The 9,553-nt window shown below is 70.9% G+C and carries 10 protein-coding genes and 1 pseudogene; 4 read left to right on the top strand and 7 right to left on the bottom strand.

Features of this window, described 5'->3' with window-relative positions:
- The 4 genes and pseudogenes from VF330_RS20845 to VF330_RS20860 form a co-directional block, all read right to left on the bottom strand.
- Positions 1-323: pseudogene (locus VF330_RS20845) on the bottom strand (acyl-CoA dehydrogenase); the annotation flags it as partial.
- Complete coding sequence (locus VF330_RS20850) at positions 320-1,411, bottom strand: acyl-CoA dehydrogenase family protein (RefSeq protein ID WP_330853308.1); 1,092 nt, start codon at positions 1,409-1,411, stop codon at positions 320-322. The gene VF330_RS20850 and the pseudogene VF330_RS20845, both read right to left, overlap by 4 nt.
- Positions 1,411-2,241, bottom strand: a complete 831-nt coding sequence (locus tag VF330_RS20855; protein ID WP_330853309.1) for an enoyl-CoA hydratase — start codon at positions 2,239-2,241, stop codon at positions 1,411-1,413. The genes VF330_RS20850 and VF330_RS20855 overlap by 1 nt, the downstream gene beginning before the upstream one ends.
- Positions 2,238-3,713, bottom strand: a complete 1,476-nt coding sequence (locus VF330_RS20860; RefSeq protein WP_414675416.1) for a FadD3 family acyl-CoA ligase — start codon at positions 3,711-3,713, stop codon at positions 2,238-2,240. Before VF330_RS20860 ends, VF330_RS20855 begins: the two co-directional genes overlap by 4 nt.
- A 54-nt stretch (positions 3,714-3,767) precedes the next feature.
- Between VF330_RS20860 and VF330_RS20865 the strand changes: the two genes are divergently transcribed.
- From VF330_RS20865 to VF330_RS20880, 4 genes are read left to right on the top strand one after another with little or no spacing between them, the layout of a single operon-like run.
- Positions 3,768-4,841 (top strand): acyl-CoA dehydrogenase family protein, encoded by a 1,074-nt coding sequence (locus tag VF330_RS20865; RefSeq protein ID WP_330853311.1) that lies wholly within the window; start codon positions 3,768-3,770, stop codon positions 4,839-4,841.
- Positions 4,838-5,581, top strand: a complete 744-nt coding sequence (locus VF330_RS20870) for an SDR family oxidoreductase (RefSeq protein ID WP_330853312.1) — start codon at positions 4,838-4,840, stop codon at positions 5,579-5,581. Before VF330_RS20865 ends, VF330_RS20870 begins: the two co-directional genes overlap by 4 nt.
- Entirely contained in the window at positions 5,578-6,201 is a 624-nt protein-coding gene (locus VF330_RS20875; RefSeq protein ID WP_414675417.1) for a TetR/AcrR family transcriptional regulator, read from the top strand. Before VF330_RS20870 ends, VF330_RS20875 begins: the two co-directional genes overlap by 4 nt.
- Before the next feature lie 12 nt (positions 6,202-6,213).
- A complete protein-coding gene (locus tag VF330_RS20880; RefSeq protein ID WP_330853314.1) occupies positions 6,214-7,359 on the top strand; it encodes an acetyl-CoA C-acetyltransferase in 1,146 nt (381 codons plus the stop codon).
- On the opposite strand, the gene VF330_RS20885 is transcribed toward VF330_RS20880, so the two are convergent.
- The 3 genes from VF330_RS20885 to VF330_RS20895 all read right to left on the bottom strand — a co-directional run.
- Positions 7,343-8,392 carry a nitronate monooxygenase gene (locus VF330_RS20885; protein ID WP_330853315.1) on the bottom strand — a complete coding sequence of 350 codons (1,050 nt, stop codon included), beginning with the start codon at positions 8,390-8,392 and terminating at the stop codon, positions 7,343-7,345. The two genes, VF330_RS20880 and VF330_RS20885, sit on opposite strands and share 17 nt — an antisense overlap.
- Positions 8,389-9,102, bottom strand: a complete 714-nt coding sequence (locus VF330_RS20890; protein ID WP_330853316.1) for a CoA-transferase — start codon at positions 9,100-9,102, stop codon at positions 8,389-8,391. The genes VF330_RS20885 and VF330_RS20890 overlap by 4 nt, the downstream gene beginning before the upstream one ends.
- Positions 9,099-9,553 (bottom strand): CoA transferase subunit A (locus VF330_RS20895; RefSeq protein ID WP_330853317.1); only part of this gene is annotated, 455 nt, incomplete at its 5' end. The genes VF330_RS20890 and VF330_RS20895, both read right to left, overlap by 4 nt.

Consider the following 9,553-nt stretch of genomic DNA (forward strand, 5'->3'; position numbering starts at 1 on the left):
TCTCCGGAGGGGGAGGCTTCGTGGACCGTGTCGCCGTCGACCAGGAGGTAGTGGTCGGCCTGGACGGCGTGGGGGAAGGCGGGCGGGAACGCCACGGACCACGACCCCGGTCGCGGCCCGAGCAACGCAGGTACCACCGCCAGCGACTCGACCAGCGGTCCCTCCACCGCGTGGTGGCCCAGTTCCTCGAACACCACCACCAGGTCGACCGGGTCCGTCACCTCGTCCACGCCGAGCACGGCGAGGTCCCGTTTCCCGGCACCCAGGAACTCGTGCAGCACCCCGCCGAGGTCCGTCTGCTCTGCGGACAGCGTGAACATCATCGCGGCAGCCCCAGGAGTCGTTCAGCGATCACGTTGCGCTGGATCTCGTTCGTGCCCGCGTAGATCGGGCCGGACAGCGAGAACAGCCACCCGTCCCGCCACCCCGGCGCCGACTCGCCCAGCAGGTCCAGCGCCGTCTCGTGCAGCGACACGTCCAGCTCCGACCAGAACACCTTCGTCACGCTGGCCGCCGGTCCCGACAGGGGCTCGGCGAGCGCGCCGAACGTGTGCAGCCGGTAGGCCTGCGCGCCGATCCACGCGTCGACCACCCGGTCCCGCAACGCCGGGTCCGGGTTCTTCCGGTACAGCTCCACCAACCGCCCGGCGGCGGCCAGGAACCGGCCGGGACTGCGCAGCGTGAGTCCGCGCTCGTTGCCCGCGGTGCTCATCGCGACCCGCCAGCCGTCGCCGGGCGCGCCGACGACGTCCTCGTCCGGCACGAACACGTCGTCCAGGAAGATCTCGGCGAACCCGGGCTCGCCGTCGAGCTGGTCGATCGGCCGCACGGTCACGCCGGACGCCCGCAGGTCGAACAGCAGGTACGTCAGGCCGCGGTGCCGTTCGCCGGGACCGGTGCGGAACAGCCCGAACGCCCGGTCCGCGAACGCCGCCCGCGAGCTCCAGGTCTTCTGGCCCCGCAACAGCCAGCCGCCGTCGCACCGGGTGGCGGTGCTGCGCAACGACGCGAGGTCCGACCCGGCCTCGGGTTCCGACCAGGCCTGCGCCCACACGACGTCACCACGCGCCATCGGCGGCAGCACGCGTTCACGTTGCTCGTCGGTGCCATGCGCGAAGAGCGTCGGCGCGAGCAGGAAGATGCCGTTCTGCGAGACCCGGCTCGGCGCGCCCGCGGCGTGGTACTCCTCCTCGAACACCAGCCACTGCAACAGCGACGCCTCCCGGCCGCCGAAGGCAGCAGGCCACGACACCACCGAAAGCCGATTCGAGGCCAGCAGGCGTTCCCACTCGCGGTGCTCCTCGAAGCCGGCGACGGTGTCCAAAGAGGACAGCGGCCGCACGTGTGCGGCCAGCCAGGACCGCACCTCCGCCCGGAACGCGAGGGTGCCGGGGTCGAGTGAGAGGTCCATCAGCCGGAGGCCTTCTTCATCGCACGGGCGTCCATGCCACCCAAGGCGTCCGTGCTGACCTCGGCGTTGTGCGCGTGGGCGAAGTGGTGCAGCCCGAACACGGAGTCCATTCCCGCGCGCATTCCCATCAGGTCCTCGGACTGGTTGACCGCCTTCTTCGCCAGCGCGAGCCCGAACCGCGGCATCGACGAGATCCGCCCGGCCAGGTCGAACGTCGCCGACTCCAGCGACGCACGCGGCACCACCCGCGACACCATGCCCCACTCGTAGGCGCGCCGGGCCGAGAACCGGTCGCCGGTGAACAGCACCTCCTTCGCGGCGCGCGGGCCGAGCACCCACGGGTGCGCGAAGTACTCGACGCCCGGAATCCCCATGCGCACCACGGGATCGGCGAAGAACGCGTCCTCGGCCGCGACGACCAGGTCGCAGACCCACGCCAGCATCAGCCCACCGGCGACGCACGCGCCCTGCACCATCGCGATCGTCGGCTTCGGGATCTCCCGCCACCGCCGGCACATGCCGAGGTAGACCTCCATCTCGCGGGCGAACCGCAGGTCACCGCCCTCGCGGCCGACGTGGTCCCACCACATCACGGCCTTGCGTTCGAACGAGGTGCCGACGTCCCGCCCCGGCGAGCCGATGTCGTGGCCCGCGGAGAAGTGGTCGCCCGCGCCGGCCAGCACGATCACCTTGACCTCGTCGTCGTCGACCGCGCGCGTGAAGGCCTCGTCCAACGCGTAGGTCATCGCCGAGTTCTGCGCGTTGCGGTACTCGGGGCGGTTCATGGTCACGACGGCGACCGCGTCCCGCCGCTCATACGAGACAGTCACGCGTTCTCCTCGCGCAGTTGAGTTTTGAGGACCTTGCCCATGGCGTTGCGGGGAAGCGCGGGGTGGAACTCGACCGCGCGCGGCACCTTGTAGTTCGCGAGCCGCTCCCGGCAGAACGCGATCACCTCGTCGGCGCTCAGCGACGAACCGGGCGACGTCACGACGTGCGCCACGCCGACCTCGCCCAGCCGCGCGTCGGCCGTCCCGACGACGGCCGACTCGGCGACTCCCGGCAGCCGGGCGAGCGCCTGTTCGACCTCGGCCGGGTAGACGTTGAACCCGCCGCAGATGTACATGTCCTTGAGCCGGTCGGTGATCGACAGGTAGCCGTGCTCGTCGATCCGCCCGACGTCACCGGTGTGCAGCCAGCCGTCGGCGTCGACGGCCGCCGCGGTGGCCTCCGGGTCGTCGAGGTAGCCGAGCATCACGTTCGGGCCGCGCAGCAGCACCTCGTCCCGCTCGCCCAGCCGCAGCTCGAAGTCCGCCATCGGCACCCCGCACGTGTGCGCGACGACCGACGGCGGGTCCGACGGCCGGCACATCGTCGCGACCACGGCCTCGGTCAGCCCGTAGGCGGTGAGGACGGTGGGGACGAGCTCCGCCCGCATCCGTTCGATCAACGCCACCGGCACCACGGCGGCGCCCGTCACCGCGATCCGCAGGCTGGACAGGTCGAACGACGCTCGGTCGGGGTGGTCGAGCAACGCCTGGTAGATCGTCGGCGGACCGGGCAGCACGGTGATCCGCTCGCGTTCGACCAGCCGCATCGTCTCCACGACGTCGAACACCGGCTGCGGCACGATCGTCGCGCCCGTCAGCAGGCACGCCAGGATGCCCGCCTTGTAGCCGAAGGTGTGGAAGAACGGGTTGACGATCAGGTAGCGGTCGGCGGAGGTCAGCTCCGCGCACGACGCCCACGCCCGCGCCACTCCGAGCGACTGCCGGTGCGCGCTCATCGCCCCCTTGCTGCGCCCGGTCGTGCCGGACGTGTACATCACGTCGCAGAGCTGGTCCGCGTCCACCACAGGCAGTGCGACGTCCGCGGCACCCCACTCCGCCGGTAGTCGGACGGCGGGAGGCAGGTCGGAGGACAACGCCTGCAACTCGGCCAGCCGGTCACGTCCGAGGAAAGAGCCCTCCACGATCAGCACGCGCGCGTTGCTGCGCCGCACGACGTCGAGTGTCTCGGTGGCGGTGAACCGGGTGTTGATCGGCACCAGCACGCCACCCGCGTCCAGCACCCCGAGAGCCGCGACCACCCACCGCGCCGAGTTGGGCGCGCACAACGCCACCCGGTCACCCCGCCGCACGCCCATCCCCGCGAGGGCGCGGGCCGCGTCGCGCACGGCCGGCCGCAGCTGGGTGTGGGTGAGGCGAACCTCCCCGTCCACCAACGCCTCCGCGTCGATGTACGAAGCAGCTGCGCGGTCGAGCACGGCTGAAACCGTTTGCCTGCTTGGATCTTCGGCCACAGAAGCCTCCGGGAGCCCTCCAAAGCAAGTGCTTGGTAGGTTAGAGTATGGCGCATGGAGTCCTTCCGGCGCGAGGTGCGGGAATGGTTGTCCGCCAACCTCGTCGGTGAGTTCGCTGAGCTGCGCGGCCTGGGTGGACCCGGCCGCGAGCACGAGGCGTTCGAGGGACGGCTGCGGTGGCACCGGCACCTGGCGGCGAACGGGTGGACGTGCCTCGGCTGGCCCGGCGAACGCAGCGTCGAGGAGCAGGTCGTCTTCCACGAGGAGTACGCGGAGGCCGACGCGCCCGCGAAGGTCGACATCGTGGGGGAGGGCCTGCTCGGTCCGACGCTCATCGCGTTCGGCACGGCGGCGCAGAAGGAGCGCTTCCTGCCGAAGATCCGCAGCCTGGACGAGCTGTGGTGCCAGGGCTACTCCGAACCGGACGCGGGATCGGACCTCGCGTCCGTGCAGACGAAGGCGAGGCTCGACGGCGACCGGTGGGTGGTCGACGGCCAGAAGATCTGGACGTCCAACGCGCACTACTCCGACTGGATCTTCGTCCTGTGCCGCACGGAACCCGGTTCCCGGCGCCACCAGGGCTTGTCGTACCTGCTCGTGCCGATGAACCAGCCGGGCGTCGAGGTGCGGCCGATCCGCCAGCTCACCGGCACGTCGGAGTTCAACGAGGTCTTCTTCGACGGCGCGGTCACGGCGGCGGACAACGTCGTCGGGCAGCCGGGCGAGGGCTGGAAGATCGCCATGGCCACCCTCGGCTTCGAACGCGGCACCGCGATGCTCGGCCACCAGGTCGGCTTCCGCAGGCAGCTCGACGCGATCATGGCCGCCGAGCCCGGGGACGAACGGCTCACCAGGGCGTGGCTCGAACTGCACGTCATGCGCTCGCACACGCTGCGCACGCTCAACGACGAACCCGGCCCGGAGGCGTCCGTGCTCAAGCTGTTCTGGGCGGGCTGGCACCGCCGGCTGGGGGAGCTCGCGATGGACTCGCTCGGCCCGGAGTCGATGATCGACGACAACGAGTGGCAGCGCCTGTTCCTGTTCAGCCGTGCGGAGACGATCTACGGCGGCTCGGACGAGGTCCAGCGCGAGATCATCGCCCACCGCGTCCTGGGGCTGCCGCGATGACCGGCCACGACCTGCTCAGGGACAAGGTCGTCGTCGTGACGGCCGCGGCGGGCACCGGCATCGGGTCCGCGACGGCCCGGCGGTGCCTGGAGGAAGGCGCCACGGTCGTGATCAGCGACTGGCACGAACGCCGGCTCAAGCAGACGCACGAGGCACTCGGCGCCGGCCTCGCGATCCCGTGCGACGTCACGAACGAGCAGCAGGTGCAGCACCTGGTCGACGAGACGGTCGAGCGCTACGGGCGCATCGACGTGATGGTCAACAACGCGGGCCTCGGCGGAGAGAAGCCCGTGACCGAGATGACCGACGACGAGTGGTCGCGCGTACTGGACGTGACGCTGAACGGCACCTTCCGCTGCACGCGGGCGGTGTTGCGCCAAATGGTCGTCCAACGAAGCGGTGTCGTCGTCAACAACTCGAGTGTGATCGGCTGGCGAGCCCAGAGGGGTCAAGCCCATTACGCCGCAGCGAAAGCCGGCGTCATGGCGCTGACCAGGTGCGCGGCGATGGACGTGGCGGAGCACGGCATCCGGGTGAACGCGGTCGCGCCGAGCTTGGCGGCGCACCCGTTCCTGGCCAAGGTCACCAGTGAGGAGTTGCTGACGGAGCTGGCGTCCCGCGAAGCGTTCGGGCGCGCCGCCGAGCCGTGGGAGGTCGCGAATGTGATCGTGTTCCTCGCCAGCGACTACTCGTCGTACCTGACGGGCGAGGTCGTCTCGGTGAGCAGCCAGCACCCATGAGGAAGGTACGGCCGGTGAGCAACAGACGGCAGGAACTGCTCGCGTTGGCGGCGAGGATGTTCGCCGAACGCGGGTACGGGCAGACGACGGTGCGCGACATCGCGGACGCGGCGGGCATCCTGTCCGGCAGCCTCTACCACCACTTCGACTCGAAGGAGTCGATGGTGGACGAGATCCTGGGGACGTTCCTGGACGAGCTGTTCACGCGGTACCGGGAGATCGTCGACGCGGGCCTCGGTCCGAAGCAGGCGCTGAAGGCGCTGGTCGTGGCGTCGTTCGAGGCCATCGACTCCCGGCACGCCGCGGTCGCGATCTACCAGAACGAGGCCAAGCACCTGGCGCCGCTGGAGCGGTTCTCCTACATCGAGGACCGCAACGTGGAGTTCCGCAAGCTGTGGACGGTGCTGCTGGAGGACGGGATGAGCGCGGGCGAGTTCCGCGCCGACCTCGACGTCGACCTGGCCTACCGGTTCATCCGCGACACGGTGTGGGTGGCCGTGCGGTGGTACCGGCCGGACGGCGGGCTGTCCGCGGACGCGGTCGCCGACCAGTACCTCGCGATCCTGCTCGACGGCATCGCCACGGGACGCCGGAAGAACTCGACGGGGACCAAGACGTAAGGGAGGGCCCTCGTGGCCGAGGCGTACATCATCGAGGCTGTGCGGACTCCGGCGGGCAGGCGTGGCGGCGAGCTGAGCCACGTCCACCCGGCCGATCTCGGCGCGCACGTGATCACGGCGCTGCTCAACCGGGTCGACGTGGACCCGACGGACGTGGACGACGTGATCTTCGGCTGCGTGGACACCGTCGGCCCGCAGGCCGGCGACATCGCGCGCACGTCGTGGCTGGCCGCGGGGTTCCCGGAACAGGTGCCGGGCGTGACGGTCGACCGGCAGTGCGGGTCGAGCCAGCAGGCGCTGCACTTCGCGGCGCAGGCGGTGATGAGCGGCACCGCGGACGTGGTCGTCGCCGGTGGCGTGCAGAACATGTCGCAGGTGCCCATCGGCTCGGCCATGACGGCCGGGTCGTCGGCGGGCAGCCCGTTCGAGGGCTGCGAGGGCTGGCGGCACCGGTACGGCGACGAGGAGGTGTCGCAGTTCCGGGCGGCCGACCTGATCGCCGTGCGGTGGGACCTGTCCCGCGCCGAGATGGAGGAGTTCGCGCTGCAGAGCCACCTCCGGGCCATCACCGCGATCAAGGAGGGCCGGTTCGACCGCGAGATCGCGCCCGTCAACGGCGTCGCGGCCGACGAGTGCCCGCGCCCGGACACCAGCGCCGAGAAGATGGCGAGGCTGGCGCCGTTGCGGCCGGGTGGACGCACGACGGCCGCGTTGTCGTCGCAGATCTCCGACGGCGCCTCGGCGGTGCTCGTGGTGTCGGATCGGGCGGTGCGCGAGCGCAACCTCACGCCGCGGGCGCGCGTGCACCACCTGTCGGCGCGCGGGTCAGACCCGATCTACATGCTGACGGCGCCGATCAGGGCGACGAAGTACGCGCTGGAGCGTGCCGGGATGTCCATTTCGGACATCGACCTGTTCGAGATCAACGAGGCGTTCGCGTCGGTGGCCATGGCGTGGGCCAAGGAGCTGAAGGTCGACCTCGGGCGCGTGAACGTCAACGGGGGAGCGCTCGCGCTCGGCCACCCGATCGGCGCGACCGGCACGAAGCTGTTCACGACGTTGCTGCACGAGCTGGAGCGGACGGGTGGCCGGTACGGGTTGCAGACGATGTGCGAGGGCGGCGGTCAGGCGAACGTGACGATCATCGAACGTCTCTGAGCCGGTCGATGATGGTCTCGGCTTCCTCGACGATCGCGGTGATCAGCCGGTCGCAGGTCGGCAGGTCGTCGAGGATGCCGGCGACCTGACCGGAGGCGAGCACGCCGGCGTCGGTGCGGCCCTCGACCAGACCGGCTCTGAGCAGCATCGGCGTGTTCGCGGCCATCACCACCTGCGCCCAGGTGAGGTCCTTGCCGTGCCTCATGGCCAAGCCTTCGCGGACCATCGTCCGCCACGACAGCCCGGTCTGCTTGCGGAACCTGGCCGCGTTGGCGACCGCCCTGGCCAGGCTGCTGATCCGGCCGGACTTCTCCAGGTGCTCGACCAGGTCCGAGCGCAGCACCCGGTGGGGCAGGCCGTCGACGCGCGTGGTCACGACCGTGCCGTTGAGGTCCCGTTGCAGGTAGGCCTGTTTGACGGCGTCGGGGACCGTGCTTTCCCGGGTGAGCAGGAACCGCGTGCCCATCGCGATCCCGGCCGCGCCGTAGGCGAGCGCGGCGGCGAGACCACGTCCGTCGAAGAATCCACCGGCCGCGACCACCGGGATGTCGACGGCGTCGAGCACGCTCGGGAGCAGCAACGTCGTCGCGACGCCGCCGGTGTGGCCGCCGCCCTCGCCGCCCTGGACGATCACCGCGTGGGCGCCCCACTGCGCGACCTTCTCCGCGTGCCGGGCGGCTCCGATCGACGGGATGACGACGACCCCGGCGTCGGTCAGCTTCGCGATCATGTCCGGTTTCGGGGCCAGCGCGAAGGACGCGACCTTGACCTGCTCGCGGATGAGCAGGTCGATCCGTTCCGGCGCGTCGTGGGCGTCGGCGCGGAGGTTCACGCCGAACGGTGCCGTGGTGCGGGACCGGGTCTCCTTGACGGCGGCTTCGAGCTCCGGGTAGGTCATGGTGGCCGACGCGAGGATGCCCAGCCCGCCGGCCTCCGCCGTCGCCGACACCAGCCGCGGCCCGGCGACCCAGCCCATCCCGGTCTGCACGACCGGGTGCCGGATGCCGACCAGGTCGGTCAACGCTGTCCTCACTGCGGCACCTCCCGGTCCCGCTTGCCGTCCGGGTCGAGCGTCGTCCGGATCAGCTCCAGCTCCTCGTCGGTGGGCAGCCGGGTCTCGGTGACGTCGTCGGCGGTGAGCGGGAACGCGGTCTGCTTCTGCACCTCGTCGACCGAGACCCCGGGGTGCACGGACAGGATGCGCATCGAGTGGTCCGGCGTGCCGAAGTCGAGCACGGCGAGGTTCGTGACGACGCGGTGGATGTCGTGGAACGGCCCGGCGGCCCGGTTGTACCCGACCCCGGACACCACGTCGACCGCCTCGACGAGCACGCGCGTGCTGTGCCGCGGCACCCAGTAGCTGGTGCGGTGGTTGACGGTGTTGCCGGGCGCGCCCCGAAAGCCCAGGAGCTGCCGGGTGGGGCGGGCGTGGTCGCCGATCGCGGAGATGTTCTGGTTGCCGAACCGGTCGACCTGGTTCGCGCCCATCACGACGTGCCGGCGGCCGTGCGCGACGACGTCGAACACCTTCCGGTACGGCAGCCAGCCCTCCACAATGGACTCGGGCGTGAGCAGGAACGCCTCGCCGTCGCTCAGCAGCAGGTCGGGCTCGGTGGTGAGGCGGGCGAGCTTCGCGCCGAGCGACGGGATGAGACCCATCGGGCTGGCGAGCGTCTCCCCGGCGCCGGCGAACAGGTCGGCGCAGGCGGTGACGCAGACCTCGGCCCTCGTGACGTCGCTCATCCCAGCAGCCTCTCGCAGAAGGCGAGCCACTTCTCCAGGTCGGCGGCCGCGGTGGCGTACTCGCGCTGGAGGGCCTCGTCGCGGCCGTAGTCGGGGACGCAGCTCGTGAAGCCCGCGCCACCCGGTGCCTCCACGACGCCGTCGACCATCATGCGGTTGAGCAGCAGGGTCTGCGGTGGTCCCTCGAACGTCTCCACGATCCGCTCGCACGACACGTAACGGCGGTCCGCGGCCAGGCAGAACAGGTCGTCGAAGTACGGGTCGGGCCCGAGGTACTGGGCGTTGCCGTGCTTGTCGGCGCGGTTGAGGTGGACCAGCGCCACGTCGAGCTCGAGAGCGGGCATGGCGACGAGCTCCTCGCCGTCGTCGTAGGGCGACCGCACGGTCTTGATCTCCGGCGCGTACCGGAGCACGTCGGAACCGAGGCCCGCCCTGATCGGCAGGAACGGCA

It is taken from the genome of Lentzea sp., from assembly GCF_036380075.1.
Classification (GTDB): domain Bacteria; phylum Actinomycetota; class Actinomycetes; order Mycobacteriales; family Pseudonocardiaceae; genus Lentzea.

Coding starts and splice junctions, on each gene's coding strand:
- VF330_RS20890 (WP_330853316.1), bottom strand. CDS start 9,102: ATGAGCGACGTCACGAGGGCCGAGGTCTGCGTCACCGCCTGCGCCGAC.
- VF330_RS20865 (WP_330853311.1), top strand. CDS start 3,768: ATGGAGTCCTTCCGGCGCGAGGTGCGGGAATGGTTGTCCGCCAACCTC.
- VF330_RS20870 (WP_330853312.1), top strand. CDS start 4,838: ATGACCGGCCACGACCTGCTCAGGGACAAGGTCGTCGTCGTGACGGCC.
- VF330_RS20850 (WP_330853308.1), bottom strand. CDS start 1,411: ATGGACCTCTCACTCGACCCCGGCACCCTCGCGTTCCGGGCGGAGGTG.
- VF330_RS20875 (WP_414675417.1), top strand. CDS start 5,578: ATGAGGAAGGTACGGCCGGTGAGCAACAGACGGCAGGAACTGCTCGCG.